The 18285-nt window shown below is 69.2% G+C and carries 14 protein-coding genes and 1 tRNA gene; 7 read left to right on the top strand and 8 right to left on the bottom strand.

From position 1 onward, the window contains the following. The first annotated feature begins 14 nt into the window (after window positions 1–14). The 3 genes from mutS (at window position 15) to CPZ01_RS10930 (ending at window position 5351) form a co-directional block, all read left to right on the top strand. Entirely contained in the window at window positions 15–2930 is a 2916-nt protein-coding gene (mutS, locus tag CPZ01_RS10940) for a DNA mismatch repair protein MutS (protein ID WP_096394989.1), read from the top strand. After that, a complete protein-coding gene (gene mutL / locus CPZ01_RS10935; protein ID WP_096394987.1) occupies window positions 2920–4725 on the top strand; it encodes a DNA mismatch repair endonuclease MutL in 1806 nt (601 codons plus the stop codon). The genes mutS and mutL overlap by 11 nt, the downstream gene beginning before the upstream one ends. Window positions 4726–4829: 104 nt before the next feature. Continuing rightward, on the top strand, window positions 4830–5351 hold the full coding sequence (locus CPZ01_RS10930) for a hypothetical protein (protein ID WP_096394986.1): 522 nt from the start codon (window positions 4830–4832) through the stop codon (window positions 5349–5351). Between the two features lie 40 nt (window positions 5352–5391). Here CPZ01_RS10930 and CPZ01_RS10925 read toward each other — a convergent pair whose 3' ends face one another. Together CPZ01_RS10925 and CPZ01_RS10920 are read right to left on the bottom strand one after the other, a co-directional pair. Continuing rightward, on the bottom strand, window positions 5392–6627 hold the full coding sequence (locus tag CPZ01_RS10925) for a mechanosensitive ion channel family protein (protein ID WP_096394985.1): 1236 nt from the start codon (window positions 6625–6627) through the stop codon (window positions 5392–5394). 106 nt (window positions 6628–6733) lie between these two features. Beyond that, window positions 6734–8083 (bottom strand): DUF7115 domain-containing protein, encoded by a 1350-nt coding sequence (locus CPZ01_RS10920; protein ID WP_096394984.1) that lies wholly within the window; start codon window positions 8081–8083, stop codon window positions 6734–6736. 203 nt (window positions 8084–8286) lie between these two features. Between CPZ01_RS10920 and CPZ01_RS15035 the strand changes: the two genes are divergently transcribed. Beyond that, window positions 8287–8440, top strand: a tRNA-Met gene (locus tag CPZ01_RS15035). A 131-nt stretch (window positions 8441–8571) separates the two neighbouring features. Beyond that, the gene (locus CPZ01_RS10910; RefSeq protein ID WP_157745964.1) at window positions 8572–9849 is read left to right on the top strand and encodes a restriction endonuclease; all 1278 of its coding nucleotides are present in this window, start codon (window positions 8572–8574) and stop codon (window positions 9847–9849) included. Window positions 9850–9941: 92 nt separating this feature from the next. Here the strand turns inward: CPZ01_RS10910 and CPZ01_RS10905 are convergent, their stop codons facing one another. Together CPZ01_RS10905 and CPZ01_RS10900 are read right to left on the bottom strand one after the other, a co-directional pair. Next, window positions 9942–11582, bottom strand: a complete 1641-nt coding sequence (locus CPZ01_RS10905; protein WP_096394981.1) for a hypothetical protein — start codon at window positions 11580–11582, stop codon at window positions 9942–9944. Between the two features lie 126 nt (window positions 11583–11708). After that, the gene (locus CPZ01_RS10900) at window positions 11709–12203 is read right to left on the bottom strand and encodes a metal-dependent hydrolase (protein ID WP_096396245.1); all 495 of its coding nucleotides are present in this window, start codon (window positions 12201–12203) and stop codon (window positions 11709–11711) included. Window positions 12204–12333: 130 nt separating this feature from the next. Here CPZ01_RS10900 and CPZ01_RS10895 point away from each other — a divergent pair, with 130 nt between their 5' ends. Together CPZ01_RS10895 and CPZ01_RS10885 are read left to right on the top strand one after the other, a co-directional pair. Beyond that, entirely contained in the window at window positions 12334–12834 is a 501-nt protein-coding gene (locus CPZ01_RS10895; protein ID WP_096394980.1) for a CBS domain-containing protein, read from the top strand. A gap of 488 nt (window positions 12835–13322) precedes the next feature. Next, the gene (locus CPZ01_RS10885; RefSeq protein WP_096394978.1) at window positions 13323–14648 is read left to right on the top strand and encodes a 5'-deoxyadenosine deaminase; all 1326 of its coding nucleotides are present in this window, start codon (window positions 13323–13325) and stop codon (window positions 14646–14648) included. Between the two features lie 50 nt (window positions 14649–14698). Here the strand turns inward: CPZ01_RS10885 and CPZ01_RS10880 are convergent, their stop codons facing one another. From CPZ01_RS10880 to hemC, 4 genes are all read right to left on the bottom strand, one after another. After that, on the bottom strand, window positions 14699–15100 hold the full coding sequence (locus CPZ01_RS10880; RefSeq protein WP_096394977.1) for a hypothetical protein: 402 nt from the start codon (window positions 15098–15100) through the stop codon (window positions 14699–14701). Window positions 15101–15337: 237 nt separating this feature from the next. Continuing rightward, window positions 15338–16099, bottom strand: a complete 762-nt coding sequence (locus CPZ01_RS10875; RefSeq protein ID WP_096394976.1) for a uroporphyrinogen-III synthase — start codon at window positions 16097–16099, stop codon at window positions 15338–15340. Then, complete coding sequence (gene cobA, locus CPZ01_RS10870) at window positions 16096–16992, bottom strand: uroporphyrinogen-III C-methyltransferase (protein ID WP_096394975.1); 897 nt, start codon at window positions 16990–16992, stop codon at window positions 16096–16098. The genes CPZ01_RS10875 and cobA overlap by 4 nt, the downstream gene beginning before the upstream one ends. After that, complete coding sequence (gene hemC / locus CPZ01_RS10865; protein ID WP_096394974.1) at window positions 16985–18133, bottom strand: hydroxymethylbilane synthase; 1149 nt, start codon at window positions 18131–18133, stop codon at window positions 16985–16987. Before hemC ends, cobA begins: the two co-directional genes overlap by 8 nt. Window positions 18134–18285 lie beyond the last annotated feature (152 nt).

Below are 18285 nucleotides of genomic sequence, written 5' to 3'. Positions count from 1 at the left end.
CCCGGATACGGGGTATGGAACCGGCGGACCGAGAGACGGCGACCGGGCTGCCGCCCGGGATCGCGGCCGCCCGCGAGGAGCTCACACCGATGCTCTCGCAGTACGCCGACCTCTGTGCCGCCCACGAGGACGCCCTGGTGCTGTTCCAGGTCGGCGACTTCTACGAGGCGTTCTGCGAGGCGGCCGAGACAGTGGCCCGCGTCTGCGAGGTGACGCTGACGGAGCGCTCCGACTCGACCGGCGACTACCCGATGGCCGGGATCCCCATCGACAACGCCGCGCCGTACCTCGAATCCCTGCTCGACGCGGGCTACCGCGTCGCGCTCGGCGACCAGGTCGAGGACGCAGAGCAGGCGTCCGGTCTCGTCGACCGCGCCGTCACCGAGGTGATCACGCCCGGCACCGTCGTCGAGGACGACCTCCTCGAATCCGGGACGACGAACTACGTGGCCGCGGTCGCGGCCGACGCTGAGAGCGGGACGGGCGACGAGGCGACCTCCGCAGGGACCGTCGGCCTCGCCGCCGTCGACGTCTCCACGGGCGAGTGCCTCGTCACGTCCGGCGACCGGGACGCGGTCGCGGGCGAACTGGACCGGGTCGCCCCGGCGGAACTCATCGCCGGCCCGGACGCGCCCGACTTCGACCCCCCGGACGCGGAGCGGGGGTGGACGACACACGACTACGGCGCGGGCGCCTTCGACCGCCGGACGGCGACCGAGCGCTTAGAGCCGTACCTCCCGGCGCCGGAGCGTCGGTTCGAGTCCGACGCGGAGCTGCGGGCTGCGGGCGCCGTCCTCGCGTACGCCGAGTACACGCAGGGCGACGACGGGCCGCTCGCGTACGTCACCAGAATCCGACGGTACGACCCCCGCGACCGCCTTCGGCTCGACGCGGCGGCCCAGCGCAGCCTGGAGCTGTTCGAGAACCGCGGGCTCGGCGCGAGCGACACGCTCTTCGACGTCCTCGACGAGACGAACTGCGCGCTCGGCCGCCGCTGCTTAGAGCGCTGGCTCCGTCGCCCGCTCGTCGACGCCGACGCGATCCGGAGCCGCCACGACGCCGTCGGCGAGCTGGCGGACCGGAGCCTCGCGCGAGAGGGGGTCGCCGACGCCCTTTCGACCGCTTACGACCTCGAACGGCTGGTGAGCCGCGTCTCGCGGGGCCGCGCGGACGCCCGTGACCTCCGCTCGCTCGGCCGGACGCTCGCGGTCGTCCCGGAGCTGAAGGCGACGCTCGCGGGGGCGGAGAGGGTGGACGGCGACGGGGCCGACGCGACGGACGCCGCCGACGAGGGCGACCCCGCGCTCCCTCAAACCGACCACCTCCGCGACCTCCGCGACCGGCTCGACGAGCTGACCGAGGTCCGCGAGCTGATCGACGGGGCGATCGCGACCGACCCGCCCCAAGAGATCACGGAGGGCGGCGTGATCCGCGAGGGGTTCGACGACGACCTCGACGACCTCCGCGCGACCGAGCGCGAGGGGCGCGAGTGGGTCGCGGACCTGGAGGCGAGCGAGCGCGAGCGCACCGGGATCGACTCGCTGTCGGTCGGTCACAACCAGGTCCACGGCTACTACATCGAGGTGACCGACGCCAACGTCGAGAAGGTCCCCGACGACTACCGGCGCCGACAGACGCTGAAGAACAGCGAGCGCTACGTCACGCCGGAGCTGAAGGAGCGCGAGGAGGAGATCGTCGGCGCCGCCGAGCGCGCGGACGCCTTGGAGTACGAGCTGTTCGTCGACGTCCGCGACCGCGTCGCAAGCGAGACCGAGCGGATCCAGGGGCTCGCGGACGCGCTCGCCGAGCTCGACGCGCTCGCGTCGCTCGCCGCGGTCGCGGTCGAGCGCGACTACGTCCGCCCGGAGCTGCGCGAGGGGGGTGACGACGTCGACGACGACGGGACCGGAGATCCCTCCGCAGGCATCGAAATCGAAGGCGGCAGACACCCGGTCGTCGAGCGGACCGAGGAGTCGTTCGTCCCGAACGACGCGGACCTCCCGCGCGGCTCGGTCGCCGTGATCACGGGGCCGAACATGAGCGGGAAGTCGACGTACATGCGGTCTGTCGCGCTCGCGGTCGTGCTGGCGCAGACCGGCTCGTTCGTCCCCGCGCAGGCCGCCACGCTCCCCGTCTTCGACCGGCTGTTCACACGCGTCGGCGCCTCCGACGACATCGCCGGCGGCCAGTCGACGTTCATGCGCGAGATGAGCGAGCTGACGGAGATCCTCCACGACGCGGATTCCGACTCGCTCGTCCTGCTCGACGAGGTCGGCAGGGGGACCGCCACCACCGACGGCCGCGCCATCGCCCGCGCGGCCGCCGAGTTCCTCCACGACGAGCTCGGCGCGACAGCGCTGTTCGCCACCCACTACCACGGGCTCACCGACCTCGCCGACGAGCGCGAGCGCGTCTTCAACCTCCACTTTACCGCCACCCGCGAGGACGGCGACGTGACGTTCCTCCACCGGGTCGTCCCCGGCGCCTCCTCGTCGTCGTACGGCGTCGAGGTCGCGGAGCTCGCCGGGGTTCCCGCCCCGGTCGTCGAGCGCGCCCGCGACCTCGTCGCCGCGGAGGAGGCGGACAGGGACCGGAAGGCGGGCCGGACAGAGACCGGTTCGGAGGGGGCGACGGACGAGGAGATGCCCGACGACGCGGACCCCGACGGCGACGCGTCGCTGCGGGAGTTCCTCGCGGAGGAGGCGTCGGCGGAGCGAGACGAGGGGGGTCCGGAGGCGGGCGACTCACCGACCGGTCCCCCCGAGAGCGACCGCACGCGACCGACGAACGAGGCCGATGGAGAGGCCGCCGCCGGGGCGCCCCCGGACCTCGCCGCGGAACTCCGCGACCTCGACCTCGCCCGGATGACGCCGATCGAGGCGCTGAACGCACTCCACGACCTCCAGTCGAAGATCGACGATGACGGGTGAGCGAGACCGCGATCCCGGCGCGTCCACAACGGGGGACGCCACCGGCGCCCGCGGAGACGCAACTGAGGACGCCGCCGAGACCCGCGGCGACCCGGACGAGAGCGAGGGGCGCGTCCGGCGGCTCGATCGGGAGACGGTCGACCGGATCGCGGCCGGCGAGGTCGTCACTCGGCCGGCGAGAGTCGTGGGAGAACTCGTCGACAACGCGCTCGACGCGGGCGCCTCGCGGATCGAGATCGCCGTCGACGGCGACGGCACCGACAGGATCCGCGTCGCGGACGACGGCCGCGGGATGGCCCGCGAGGACGCGGCCCGCGCCGTCGAGCGGCACGCGACGAGCAAGCTGGCGCCCGACGGCGACCCGGTCGGCGTCGCGTCGCTCGGCTTCCGCGGCGAGGCGCTCGCGGCGATCGCGGAGGCCGCCCGCCTCGAACTCGTGACGAGCCCCGGCGACGGGGTCGGCACGCGGGTCGTCGTCGACGGGCAGGACCCCACCGTCGAGCCCGCCGGCCGCGCCCGCGGCACGACGGTCGTGGTCGAGGACATCTTCGCGACCCGGCCGGCACGCCGCGAGTCGCTCGCGGGCGCGGACGCCGAGTTCGCGCGGATCTCCTCGCTCGTCGCCGACTACGCGCTGGCGAACCCCTCGGTCGCGTTCTCGCTCGACCACGACGGGTCGGCGACGCTGTCGACCCCCGGGACCGACCGCACGGACGCCCTCCTCGCCGTGTACGACCGCGACACGGCGAGCCGGTCGACGACCGTCGACGCGAGCGTCGACGCGGGGGCGGCCGGCGAGCGCGACGCGCCCCTCGTCGACGTCGGCGTCTCGGGCGCGCTGGCGTACCCGTCCGTGACCCGCGCCGCCCGCGACCACGTCCGCGTCTCGGTGAACGGGCGCCCGGTCCGGAACGACCGGCTCGCGGCCGCGGTCCGCGACGGCTACGGCAGGCTCCTCCCGGACGGCCGCGAGCCGGTCGCGGCGGTCGACGTCTCGCTCCCGCCCGCCCGGGTCGACCCGAACGTCCACCCGACGAAGCGCGAGGTCGGGCTCCGCGACGCCGACGCGGTCGCCGAGGCGGTCGCCTCCGTGGTCGAGGACGCGCTCACGGGCGCGGACCTCCGGCGCTCCGCGGACGTCGACACCGACCTCGGCTCCGCGCTCGACCCCGTCGGCGAGGGCGACGGGTCGCGTCCCGGAGCGTTCGCGGACGCCGAGCCGGTCGGCGTCTTCCGCGACCTCTACGTCCTCGTCGAGGCCGGCGACGAACTGCTCGTGATCGACGGCCACGCCGCCCACGAGCGGGTGAACTACGAGCGCCTCGCCCGGGCGTTCGACGGCGACCCGGTGCCGACCGCGGCGCTCGACCCGCCGGCGACCGTCTCGCTGTCGACCGACGAGGCCGCGGCCGCGAGGGCGCACGCGGACGACCTCGCCGCGCTCGGCTTCGAGACCGAGGCGTTCGGCGGCGGCACGCGCCGGCTGCGGACCGTCCCCGCGCCGTTCGGCCGGACGGCGGACGCGGACGCGTTCCGCGACGCGCTCGCGGCGCTGTCGGGGTCGGACACCGGCCGCGGCGCGGCGCGGGACGCGCGCGACGACCTGCTCGCTGACCTCGCGTGTCACCCGTCGCTGAAGCGCGGCGACTTCGACGACCTCGCCGACGCCGACCTCCGTGACCTGCTCGACCGCCTCGGGGAGTGCGACCGCCCGTACGCCTGCCCGCACGGACGGCCGACCGTTCTCGCCGTCGACGAGGCGACGTTCGCGGGCGGGTTCGGCCGGGACCGGTGAGCCGCGGATCGGGCGCCGTCGGGCCGGGAACCGCTGGCTCGACGGCGAAACGGGTGAGGGTCCCGACCGGTACCTATTAACACGATGAGGACGGGGGTTCTCGCATGGGAGAGCGAACCGAAGTGACGCGGGGGTCGCTGCCGGCGGAGCGGTCGGCCGGTCGGTTCGCCGGCCCCGACGGCCTCCGCGACGTCGTCGAGCGGATCCTCGCGTGGCTTCGGGAGCGACGCGGGTCCGGACTGGAGCGCGTCTCGACGGCGACGACCATGCGGAACGTCGTCGATACGGACGCGCTCGCCGAGGAGACGCCGGAGAAGTGGAGCGTCCGCCACGACGTGGTCACCTACGGGACCGACTCGCTCACCGACGTCCTCGTCTTCCGGCACGACCCCAGCAGACAGGACCTGGTGGTGATGCCGGAGCGGAACACCGAGCCGGAAGGCGAGATCAGCTTCTACCACGCCGACCGCACGAAGGGCGCGCGCCACCTGCTGTCCATCGGCGCGGACTCGCTCACGGCGGCGCTCAGCTACGTGTTGGAGCGCATCGAGCGGTTCGAGCGCCTGTTCACCGGTCGCGGCTCAGCGCTTCCGAGCGGGTACACGGGACCGTCCGAGAAGCTGTAAGCGCGGCCGCGGACCGCGGTCCGACGAGCGCCGGACGCTCTCACACCGAGCCGTCCCGCGGCCGGCCGTCGGCCGGCTCGTCGGCCCGCTCGACGCGCTCGACGGTCTCGTCCGTTTCCGCCGTCTCGGGCGGATACGAGACCGTCCGCTGCGGGTACGGGATCGAGATGCCGGCGTCGGCGAAGCGCTCTTGGATCTCCTCGACCGCGGTCGCCTTCGAGCGCCACCGCGCCTGCGGGGTCGGCGGGTCGATCCAGAACCGGAGGTCGAGGAGGATCGCGGAGTCGCCGAACCCCGACGGGATCGCGTACGGCTCGGGGTTGTTCGCGATCGTGTCGATCCCGGAGAGGACGTCCTCTGCGATCCCGGCCGCCTCGTCGGGGTCGTCGTCGTAGCCGATCCCGACCTCCATGTGGATCCGGAGGCGGCCCTCGCGGCTCCGGTTCGTGATCGCCTGGTTGGCGACGAGGTCGTTCGGCACCACGACGTACTCCCCGTCGAAGTTACGCATGTGGGTGTTCATGATCGTGATGTCGGTGACGAACCCCTCCTCGCTGCCGATCTCCACCCAGTCGCCGATCTCGAACGGCCGCGAGAACATCAGCACGAAGCCCGCGAGGAGCGAGCCCAGCGTCTGTCGGGCCGCCATCCCGAGGACGATGCCGAGGAAGCCCGCGCCGACGAGGAGGCCGCCGAGGTTCACGCCCCAGACACCGAGGACGGTGATGCCGGCGAGCAGGAGCAATCCGACCTGCGCGAGCCGGGTGAGGAGCTGTTCTTGGTGGGCGGTTATCCGGTCGCTGTCGGCCGACAGGTCGGCGACGTACGTCTCTATCACGTCGCTGACGACGTAGACGCCGCCGAGCAACACCGCCGAGACGACGACCTGCGTGCCGACCGTGAGCGCGTTCTCCGCGACGGGCAACACCGCGACCACGAGTCCGAACCGTCCCCACAGCGTCAGCACGGCGACGCCCGCGAGCGCGAACAAGGCGATCTGGAGGAACCCGACCGCGAGCCGCAGGATGAACGACGACGGGACGCCGTCTCGGAGCGTCTCGACCGCGCCCTCGGTCGACTCCGCCAGGCGCTCGTCGACGAGCCGCTCGACCCAGCTCGAGGCGGTCCGCTCGCCGGCGCGGACGGCCTTCGGTAACAGTAGCCACCCGACCGCGAGCGTCAGGAGAGCGATGGCGGCGGTGACCGCCAGCCGGCCCTGCGTGCTGGAGACATCGCTCAACACCGCGCCGGCACGGGCGCCGAGTCCGCTGATCACGGTCGATGGTTCGCCGCCGGTCGGATAACGGATCCGACGCGAGTTTCAGCCGAGAGAATCGGACCGGCCGTTCCCGGGGAGTGGGCCGCAGGGACGAGAGGCTCCGTCACCGACCTCGGCGAAGCTCCTCGATCAGCTGTTCGATGAGCGCCGACTGCCGGTCGAGGCGCTCGGACTGCGCCTCGACGGTACGCCGCAGCGCGGCGACCTCGCTCGCGAGGTCGGCGTCCTCGACGCCGGCGCTCTCGAACGGCGACCCGTCGAACGCGTCGTCCCCGGGAACGGGGCCGTCGGCGTCGGCCTCGGGGGCGACGGGGTCGGCGTCGGCAGCGGGGTCTCCGGTCGTCGAGTCGGTCACCGCCGCGTCCGCCGCGAGCGCCTCGGCGTCGACCGTCGACGCGGGCTCTTCGTCGGCTTCCCGTTCGATCCCCTCGTCGGTCGACGCGGACTCAGTCGCGGTCGCGTCGTCGAGGGGGTCCGCGGTCGCGTCGCCGACGCTCGCGTCCGTTGCGAGGGGGTCCGCGCCCAGCGGATCGTCGTCGTCGGCTTCCGACGACTCGGCGGCGGCTTCCGACGACTCGGAAACCGACTCGGCCGACTGCGACGGCGCGGCGCCCGGATCGGCGGCGTCGTCGGCCGCGGAACTGGGGTCGGGCTCGCCGGTCGGATCGGCGGCGTCGGCCGCGCCGTCCGGCTCCGTTTCGAGCCCGTCGGCCTCGGCCTCCGCGTCGGCGGCGGGGGACGCCGAGAGCGGGTCGGGCCCCTCGCCGAAGTCGGTCGTCCCGCTCGGCTCCGCGTCCGGGGCCGACTCCTCGGCCTCGGCGGCGGCGACGCGGAACTCTTCGAGGCTGTCGACGCCGTGGAACGAGCACACCGCGTCGGCGAGCGTCTCCCGGACCGCCCGGGCGGACTCGTTGGGCGCCTTGAACCGCTCCGAGCGGCCGTCGTGGACGAGGACGACCGCGGTGGCGACGGTCCCCTCCTCGAAGTCGAGGCCGGTGAGGTCCGCGTAGTGGAACTCCTCGAAGTCGGCGTCCCAGACGGCCGAGCCGACGTGTTTGACCAGCCGCTCGCTGGTGACGATGAGGGTGAGCTCGGAGAAGCGGAACGTGCGCACGACCGTCTCGCCGGGACCGGTGACGCCGCTCGCCGAGAGCACGCCGGCGAGGACCGGGTGGAGGACGTCGTCGACGCGCTTGGCGGGGACCGAGAGCGTCTCGTCGCCGTCGAGGCCGTACCCGAGGGTGATCTTCGCCTTGCGGCGGCCCGTCGAGACCTCGATCCGCTCGACGTCGTGGCCGTACTCGTCGACGGACTCGTCGGAGAGGAGCCCGTCGCCGCGGAAGACGAGGGTCCGGGTGGGCGTGACCGCGAGTCGATCGTCGCCGCCCAGCGGCACCTCGGCGACGACGTCCTCGTCGCCGACGGTCGCCGCGAGCAGTTCGGGGAGGCTCATACGCCCGGGATACGCCGCGCCCGGCATAAATCCGCTGGGTCGGCCGCGAGCGCGGGTCGAACGCGTCCGCGGTGCGCACGCGCCGGTTCGTCTCCGCCCTCGCGTCGGCGCTCGAAGCGACCGCCCGCGGCGATCTGCGATCGGTTCACAACCTCCCGACGGATGGGAAGGTTAAAGAGTCTCATCGCGGTACGAAAAGGTGAGGCCGGGTGGCTTAGCTGGACATAGCGCCGCACTCATAGGGTTCGGAGATTCGGTGCGGTGACGCCTTGGAAGCGTCCGCGTCCTTCCCGTGGCTCCGCCGAGCCTCGGACCTGGGACATGCGGAGATCGTGGGTTCGGAGCCCACCCCGGCCATATTCTATACCCCTATCAGATCCGGCAGTTGACTCTCTAACGATGTTTTTGAGCAGTAGCGTTGTCGTGATCAATGCGCTTTCTCAGTCCGCAGCCATGGTTTTATGTTGGGCAGTAGACCGAATGGAAACATGACCGCATCGGACGAGCCACAAACATGGGATCCCGGTTCTCTCAAACGTCGGCTCCAAGCGATGGATGACTTTGATTTCGAGCATCTCGTCGCGGACTTGTGGGAACGCCAAGGATGGACCACGGAAGTAGAGCAACAGTCCGGTGACGCTGGCGTCGACGTTCGTGCCACTAAACAAACACCGTACTCACAGAAGATCCTACTTCAGGCCAAGCGGTACAGTAGTGATAATCCTCTTGGTGGCCCCGATATTCAGCAGTACGCCGCATTAAAACATCAAGAACAGAATGTCGACAAAGCGGTTGTCGTCACAACCGGTCGCTTCACCAACTCAGCAGAAGACCGGGCAGACGATCTCAACGTGAAACTCATCGATGGGGACGGCCTCATCCAGATTATCGACCAATTCGATGCCTACGATATCGTGGAAGAATATCTAGGGGTACCCCTCCAGAAAGAAGGACACGGTACTACCAGCTCGGACACTACGACAGACAGTCCCGGGCTCTACCTCCCTCCCAAACAGCGAGAGGTGCTGAGTCAGAAGATCGACGGTGACATTGATGAATATCTGCGAGACCAGAGATACAGGGGCGCTCGCGCACTTGAACAGGCCCAAGCAAAAGTGAAAATCAACCCGACGGAGGCTGCGCAACTCGGTGCCTTCGACGATGTCGACGGTATTAATATAAAACGCGATTTTGAACAGCGCAAATCTGAAATCGCGCTGCTCTCAGAGCATATCCACGTAGATAACGACGAGACGGCGTTTATTGGCGATCTCACGGAGTTTGTTTCAGCAACTGCGATCGATGCTGATGCGAACCAAAACGTCGTCGCAATCATCGAACGTGGCGTTCTCGATCACGCTTGGGCAGCAGACGGCTTCTTTTCCAGTGTTATCATTAAGGGCGCAAAAAACGAAGAGTCCGGTTCTGCGTTTGAGTTCAATATTTCATCTAAGATCGAGAAAATTGCATCGCGCTCTGAAAAGCTACACTACGTCGCTATTGGCGGGTTTGTCTCCTCAGTACTAGGGATCTTTTTGATTGGGGCTGCTCCTCCAGAGTCAGCCATCGCGGCGATAGGCGCTCTAATGGTACTTATGATGCCGTTTATCGGTCTCGGAGGTCTACTACTAGATCTTGGGTACATCCGACAGCATGACGCGGAGTGGTCCCCATCTATTGTCCTAGGAATTCTCGGCGCAGTCGTTTTGAGTGTATTTTATTTCGCATACTACGTGTACAAACGCCGCAAATACGTTGGACTGTAGATTCCGCAGTGTGCCCGTGGATCGTGATCGGACCTCTTGTCTCGTCGTAACCAAGATATTTGATACATGATATCTGGATACAACCCTTTGAATCAGGAGAACTCCAGTTCAAGCAACTTAGCGGCTCTATCGACGTCGAAGAATTCCGAGCCAAAGAAGACAGACAGCGGCAATTCTCGGTCCGAATCCGCGTACTCCCCTCTCCAGAGGTCTGCGAGTTCTTTTAAATCCGCTGCGCGAACCAGTCGGATGTCCTTCCCAACCTGCATTTCGAGTTGCTCGGCGTTCATCGCCGCCTGCTCCGTGAAGTCCGGTGCGATGATCAGGAACCACTCGACATCGTGCTGTTTGTCTTTTGTGTCGATGTAGTTCTTGATTTTACTCCGGGTGTCGCTTCCCAATTTGAATTTCTCTCGACGCCGCTTGTTGTCCCACAGAAGCCACTTCCCGTCCTGCTCAATCTCGCCGTCAGCGACCATCCCCGTCGCCTTCTGACCGAGTTGGTTCACTCCCTCTAGGTTGAACGCCTCACGGAAGATCTCTCCAGTGGCCTCCTCGAAGAGGATGTCGAGCTTTTCTTCGGCGTTATCAGCATCCACTAAGTCTTGGAGTTGGGGCGGGACCTGATTGACGGCACCGTCGGCGATCTCCTCGTACGCATCGAGGTAGAGGTCGACTGCCGGCTCTCCCTGCTCGACCGACTTCTGCGACTGCTCGAAGTACTCGATAATCGCAGCCACCATATCGTCCGTCTTCCGCTTGTGGGCGTCGAGCCCGTAACGGTCGACGATATTTTTTAGCTCTTCTTTGTCGACGACTTCTTTCAGAAGTTCGCTCGGGAATATCCCTGCTTGAGCGATATTCTCGCGGCGGTTTTCGTTCCGGCCGTAGTTCTTCCCCTCTACCCCGAACCGCTCACGAGCGTCGATTAAGACGGACTGTCGGTCGAATACATCGAGTGTTTCGAGCATCGCCAGCAGGTTCTCTTCTGACATCTCGTAGTACAGCCAGTCTCGGACAACCTCGATGTAGTCCTCTGGGATTCCGACGAGCTCCGTGGTCAACTCGCCGTTCACCTCGTACACGAGGGCCTGCTCCTGAAGCGACCAGAGCCCCTTCTCAATCGTATCCAAGGCGTGTTCGGGGCTGTCTGATCGAGAGACCTTCGGGAAGCGTCCGAACGACGAGAGGCGTCTGAAGAAGTCCAGCCACGTGTAGTATTCGTGTTTACTGTCCTGAGCCCGGTTGTGGAGTTCGAAGTAGCTGTACACCATGTGTAACTCCGAGTCGTCGATCTGGTTTTGGTAGTCGACGGCAGCCTGCGCGAGATGAAGGAGATCGTCTGTCTCTTCGAACGATTCTTGCTCGTACGCCTCGATAAACGAGCGCTGCCAGTTTTGAACCGCATCCAGCAGATCGGCCTTTTCCATACTGTAGTCCGGCTGTTGAATGAGCTGACGGAGGATTCCATACCTGATGACGAGGGCTTGATACGGTGAGTCGTTGATCGCCGTGAGTCGAGGCGGGGTAAAATCGTTCAATTCCGTTCGGATGCGGTCCGGATCCGCCAACGCGGGGACGTACGTCTCTAGGTACTTTTCTCGGTCGTCGAACCCGTCGTGTTTGAACGACTCCGGATCAAAATCGTCCGTTTTTGCTTTCGTGTCGTCCCTGATGAACCGCTTTTGCTCGTAACTGTTCCAGTTTTTATCCACGAGGTCCCGCAGTCGCATTGGTTAAATCACGATTATTATCACTCTACTTGAATCTGTGTGACAATCTCTCATAGATGAACACCGGCCTAACAACTCGTCTCGCTGCTGATTTCACTCCGCGGCGCCAGATGGAAGATAATCTTTCTAAACTGGAACCGCCTCACCGGCGACGAGCGCGACCGCGACGACGACGCCGCCCAGCCCGAGGAGTCCGTAGTTCGCGAGCGGGTTCGCCGCCGTGAACAGGTCGAACGTGTACTCGGTGTCTCGCACGGGCGCGTACGGCCGGATCCCCATCGGCGTGAGCGCGTCGGCGAGGAGGTGCGAGACGATCGTCACGGCGCCGAACAGGAACGCGACGCCGCCGAACAACAGCGCCTCGACGGCCCCGGTCTGGAGGCCGACAGCCAGCCCGACGGCCCCGAAGGCGACGCCGACGAGCAGCGCGAACCAGACGGTGTGGGTGATCCCTCGGTGTTTGACGAAGGGGACGCGCATGTCGAGGTCGGGAACCATCGCCAGCGAGGCGACGCCGGCGGCGCCGACGGCGCCCAACTCGATCGAGGCGAGGGCCGTGACGAGGAACCCGAACGGAGCGTAGACGACGAGCGACGCCCCGACGTGACCCTTGCGGTGCATGTGAGCGACTGCGTGCCCGGTCCCTAAGTCCGTTGCGTCGACGTACAGTTCCGTCCCGTCGGCACGCACTTCCGTCGCGTCGGCGGGCCGGGGGCGAAACGCCTACGGCCTCCCGCCGTGACCGTCAGGTATGACGCTGACCGCCCGCGACCTGATGGAACCGGACGTGAAGACGGTCTCGCCGGACGACGACGTCGCCGACGTGTTCAAGCGGTTCGCCCGCTACGAGTTCAGCGGCTTCCCGGTCGTCGACGGCGACGAGCGGGTGATCGGGGTCGTCACGGAGTCCGACCTCGTCGACCTGTTCGAGCCCGAGGACGAGACGCTGTGGATCCCCATCGGCCTCCCTCCGTTCGTGGACACGCTCTCCTATCAGGTGAAGCGACCGTGGGCGGACATCGACCTCGGCGTCGACCTGATCCGCAACGCGGACCGCCCCATCTCCGAGGTGATGAGCACCGAGGTGGCGACGGTGACGCCGGACGCCGACGTCGACGCCGTGCTCGACCTGCTCGTCGGCGACGACCCGGATATTAATCGCGTTCCTGTGGTTGATGAGGACGGGCGCCTCGTCGGGATCATCGCCCGGCAGGACGTGATTCGAGCGTTCCGCGACCGCCGACTAGAATAGGACGGATCGGGTCGTTCTAAGAGCTATTTATAAATCGTCGTCCACGGATCGGCGACGAACACCGCCAAAGCCCCAGTCGCGAGGGCGGCGCACGCTCGCTGCGCTCCTCAGTCGCTCACTGCGTTCGCTCCTTCCGGTGCTTGCGTCGCCTGCGCCGCCCTCGCGACTGCCCCTTTGAGTCCCGCCCCGCACCGCACAGCACCTCGCGCCTCCCCAGCCTCGCGGCTCCCTCCGCTTCGCTCCGGTCGCCGCGTCCCTCGCGCGTGCTGTCTCGCGGCCGCCACGGGCGGCCGCTCGCAGGCACGCGCCACCGCACCGCCTTTTATAAGCGATTACAGTGACTGCTCACCCTCATTTAAATATCGCGTCGCCGTCGGTGGGCTGATCCGCCGTCTCGACATCCGATCGCCCGGCAGTCCCGAACGGACGGGATCGGGGGGTCGCGAACGGACAGCCTCTTACCGGTCGACCGTCAGGAACGGACGGACATGCTGATAGCCGGAACCGTCGTCGCCGACTCCGAGACCGTCATCCCCGACGGCGCCGTCGTCGTCGAGGGGAACACGATCGCCGCGGTCGGCGAGGAGGCCGCACTCCGTGACCGCTACCCCGACCACGAGCGGCGCGCGTTCGACATCGTCGCGCCCGGGCTCGTCGGCGGCCACGTCCACTCCGTCCAGTCGCTGGGGCGGGGGATCGCCGACGACGACGCCCTCCTCGACTGGCTGTTCGACGCCGTGCTCCCGATGGAGGCGGCGATGGACGCCGAGGCGACTCGGGCGGCCGCCGAGCTGGGCTACCTGGAGTGTCTCGAATCGGGGACGACGACGGTCGTCGACCACCTCTCGGTGAACCACGCCGACGAGGCGTTCGAGGCCGCGATCGAGACCGGGATCCGCGCGCGGCTGGGGAAGGTGCTGATGGACAAGGACTCGCCCGACGGGCTCATCGAGGAGACCGACGCCGCGCTCGCGGAGAGCGAGGAACTCATCCGGGAGTACCACGGCGCCGCCGACGGCCGCGTCCGCTACGCCGTCACCCCGCGGTTCGCCGTCACCTGCACGGAGGCCTGCCTGCGCGGCTGCCGCGAGCTGGCCGACCGGTACGACGGCGTGACGATCCACACTCACGCCAGCGAGAACGAAGACGAGATCGAGACGGTCGAGGCCGACACCGGGAAGCGAAACGTCCTCTGGCTCGACGAGGTCGGGCTGACCGGCCCGGACGTGACGCTCGCGCACTGCGTCCACACCGACGAGCGCGAGCGCGAGGTGCTCGCCGAGACCGACACGGTCGTCACCCACTGCCCCTCCTCGAACATGAAGCTCGCCTCCGGGATCGCCCCGGTCCAGGACTACCTCGACCGCGGGGTCGCGGTCGCGCTCGGCAACGACGGCCCGCCGTGCAACAACACGCTCGACCCCTTCACGGAGATGCGACAGGCGAGCCTGCTCGGGAAGGTCGACACCCGCGACCCGACGCGCCTCCCGGCCGCGACCGTGCTGGAGATGGCGACGACCCACGGCGCCCGCGCCGCCGGCTTCGACCGCCTCGGCGCGCTCCGCGAGGGGTACCGCGCCGACGTGATCGGACTCACGACCGACCTGACTCGGGCGACGCCGCTCCACGACCCGCTCTCCCACTTGGTGTACGCCGCCCACGGCGACGACGTTGTCTTCACGATGGTCGACGGCGCGGTCCGCTACGCGGACGGCGAGCACGTCGGGATCGACGCGGCGGCGGTCCGCGAGCGCGCGACGCGGCACGCGGAGCGCGTGGTCGAGGCGGCCGGCATCGAGACGGCCGAACCGTAGCCACGTCGCCGTCGCTGTCGCGTCGCGAGAAACGGAGAGGGTCCCGTGACCTACGAGGAGGTCTCGACGGACGAGGCGGCCGCGGACGGGCACTTCGCCCACCGCAGCGCGGCGTCGTCGTCGTTGAACGACTCGGTGTCGACCCCCTCGACGTCGATGGTCCGCTTGAGGTACCGACGCTTCGAGCGCTCGCCGACGACGGCGAAGCGGTCGACGCCGCGGGCGACCGCGATCTGCGCGGACTCGCGGAGCGCCCGGCGTCCGGCGTCCGAACACGGGCGGCTCGTCCGCACGACGATCACGACGGCGTTGACGGTGTTGGGGTCCGTCGCGCCCCGCCACCGATCGAGCAGCGCCTCGCCGTCCGCGGGGCTCAGTCCAGTCCCGTGTGGGAACTCGACGACGAGGACGTCGTCCTCGACCCGCAGCAGCCAGCGCTCGCTCGGTTCCATGGCACATCCTATCACATCCGAGGGTATAAATTACACCCTCCAAATATCCCGGTTGATACTCGACCGGTCCGGTCGGCAGCCCGAGTCGGTTGACTCGTCAGCGCGGTCCCGTTGACGTGCCATCCGCGCCGAGAGGTGCGTGTGGACGTCGCCGGCGCGGCCGCCGTCTGTTATCAGCGCGAGAGATTCGGCCTGAGATCGACAGCTACTGTCGCGGTTCCCATCGGGCCCAGCGCGTCAGTCGTGGTGGGTCGATTCCACGTCCAGCGCGTCGACGACCGCGGTCGCGAGCCTCTCGAACGACGCCTCGTCGGGGACGACGTCGACGTCGACGCCGCGGTCCGCGGCCGTCTCCGCGGTCGGCGGGCCGATGGCGCCCACCACCGCGTTCGCGAGTCCCGCGCGGGCCGCGTCCTCGACGCCGCGGTCCGCGGCCGCCGCGAGGAAGTTGTCGACGGTGAGCGAGGAGGTGAACGCGGCCGCGTCGAGGTCGCCCGCCGCGGCCGCTGCCGCGGAGTCGCCGGCGTCGGCCGGTCGCGCGAGCCGGTACAGGACGGTCTCGGTCACCTCGGCCCCGGCCTCCCGGAGCCCGTCGAGGAGGACGTCGCTGCCGTGGTCGGAGCGGGCGACGACGACGCGCTCGCCGGCGACACGGGGTTCGAGGGCCGCGACGAGCCCCGCCGAGGTGTACTCGTCGGGGACGACATCGACGGTCCAGCCGGCCTCGCGGGCGGCGGCGGCCGTGGCGGGGCCGATGGCCGCGAGGTCGGCGTCGCCCGGCTCCCAGCTCGCCTCGGCGGCCAGCTCGACGCCCGTCTTGCTCGTGAACACGACGAGCGGCGCGTCGGCCGGAACTGCCCCCGTCGGCTCGACTTCGAGCATCGGGTCGGCGACCGGTTCCGCGCCGAGCGAGCGGAGCAGCTCGACGGCCGACTCGATCCGCTCGTCGTCCGGGCGGAAGACGGCCACGCGCGGCCTTCGGGCCCCGTCGCCGCTCACGCCTCGTCACCCCCGGCCGACTCGTCTTCTCCCTGATCCTCGCTCGCCGACTGTACGGGGGCAGAGCCGGCGTTTTCGAGGAAGGTCACGACGCGGTCGCGGGTCGCCGCCACGTCGCCGATCACGGTCACCGCGGGCGGTTCGATCCCCGCCTCGTCGCGGGCGTCGACGATGGTGTCGAGCGTGCCGGTCGCGACGCGGGTGTCGGGCCAGGTGGCGCGCTCGACGAGCGCGACGGGCGTGTCCCCGTCGAGACCGGCGTCGCGGAGCGCGGCGGCGTACGCCGGGAGCTTCCCGACCCCCATCAGCACGACGATGGTCCCGCCGGTCGCCGCGAGCGCGTCCCAGTTCACCGCCGACTCGTCCTTCGTCGGGTCCTCGTGACCCGTGACGAACGAGACCGAGGAGGCGTGGTCGCGGTGAGTCACCGGGATGCCGGCGACCGCGGGGCCGGCGATGGCCGAGGTGACGCCGGGGACGACCTCGAAGGGGATCCCCTCCTCCGCGAGGTGTTCGGCCTCCTCGCCGCCGCGGCCGAAGACGAACGGGTCGCCGCCCTTCAGGCGGACGACGCGGTTCCCCTCGCGGGCCAGCTCGACCATGCGCCGGTTGGTGTACTCCTGGGGCGTCCACTCTCCCCCGGCGCGTTTCCCGACGTCCTCGCGCTTCGCTTCCGGGATCTCGCCGAGGATCTCCGGACCCGGGAGCTTGTCGTGGAGGACCACGTCGGCCGACTCGATCAGCCGCTTCGCCTTGACGGTGAGCAGGTCCGGGTCGCCCGGCCCGGAGCCGACGAGGAACACGGTACCGACTCGGTCGTCGCGGCCGCGCGTCGGGGGCTCGTCCGCGTTCGATCCCGGACCCGGATCGGTACCGGCAGCGTCCTCACTCATCGTCCTCCCCGGTCTCCGCCTCCTCGCGGGCCTCGGCGATCAGGTCGTCGGCGCCGCGCTCCGCGAGGTCCGCGGCGAACTCGGCGGCGGCCGTCGCGTGCGACCGGATCGGCAGGTCGCGGGTGTCGGCCACCTCCTCGGTGCCGTCGGTCGAGAGCACACGCGCGCGGACGTGAACGTGCTCGCCCTGGACCATCGCGGAGACGCCGATCGGCGCCACGCAGCCGCCGTTGAGTTCGCCGAGGACCGTCCGCTCGACGGTGACCGCGACGCGGGTCCGCGGGTGATCGACCGCGTCGCGGACCGCCTCGATCACGTCCGGGTCGCTCGCGGTGACCGCGATGGCGCCCTGGCCGGCCGCGGGGACGAACTCCTCGCGGGGGAGCCGCGTCGTCTCCACCTCGTGGAAGAGGTTCGATCGGCGCAGGCCGGCCTCGGCGAGGACGACCGCGTCGTACTCGGTCTCGACCTTCCGCTCCATCGCGGCGCGTTCGAGGTCCGACAGCGAGTCGAACCACTCCTCGACGGTGCGGTCGAACTCCTCGTCGACCTCGTCGGACTCGTCACCCGCGGTATCTTCCTCCTCGCCGTCGTCACCCTCCGCCGTCAGCGCGCGCTCTTCGCCGGAGGCGATCAGGCGCCGCTCGTGTTCCGCCTGGAGCCCGGGCGCGAGCAGCTTCTCTATCCGGGTGTCGACGTTGCCGCGGATCGGCTCGACGGTGAGGTCGGGCCGCGCCGCCCGGATCTGCGCGCCCCGTCGGAGCGAGCCCGTGCCGACGACGGCGCCCGGGGGAAGGTCCTCGATGCCGAGCCCGTCGGGGTGGACGACCACGTCGCCGGAGGGGGCGCGCTCGGGGACGCCCGCGACGACGAGGTCGTCCATCTCCTCGGTCGGGAGGTCCTTCAGCGAGTGGACCGCGAGGTCGGCGTCGCCGGCGAGCACCTCCTCGTCTAAGGCGCGGACGAACGCGCCCGTCTTCCCGAGCCGGTGGATCAGTTCGTCGGGGATCTGGTCGCCGCGCGTCTCCACCTGTCGGAGTTCGACGTCGCGGCGCCGGCTCGACAGCGCCTCGCGGACGGTCTCGGCCTGTCGGAGGGCCAGGTCCGACCCGCGGGTCGCGAGCCTGAGCGTTTCGGTCATACGCGGACGGAGGTCCCCCGCGTTCAAAAGCGCACCAGTTCGGCCGCCCCCGCGACGGGGCGGGCGCGACGGCGCGGTCACGGGGCTCGCGCTCACAGCGGGTTCCGAGGCAACTCCGGCCACGGTCACGGACCCTTTATCCGTCCGCCCCG

It is taken from the genome of Halorubrum trapanicum (assembly GCF_002355655.1).
Classification (GTDB): Archaea; Halobacteriota; Halobacteria; order Halobacteriales; family Haloferacaceae; genus Halorubrum; species Halorubrum trapanicum_A.
Note: the sequence above shows the minus strand (reverse complement) of the source record. Positions and strands in the feature narration are given on the sequence as shown.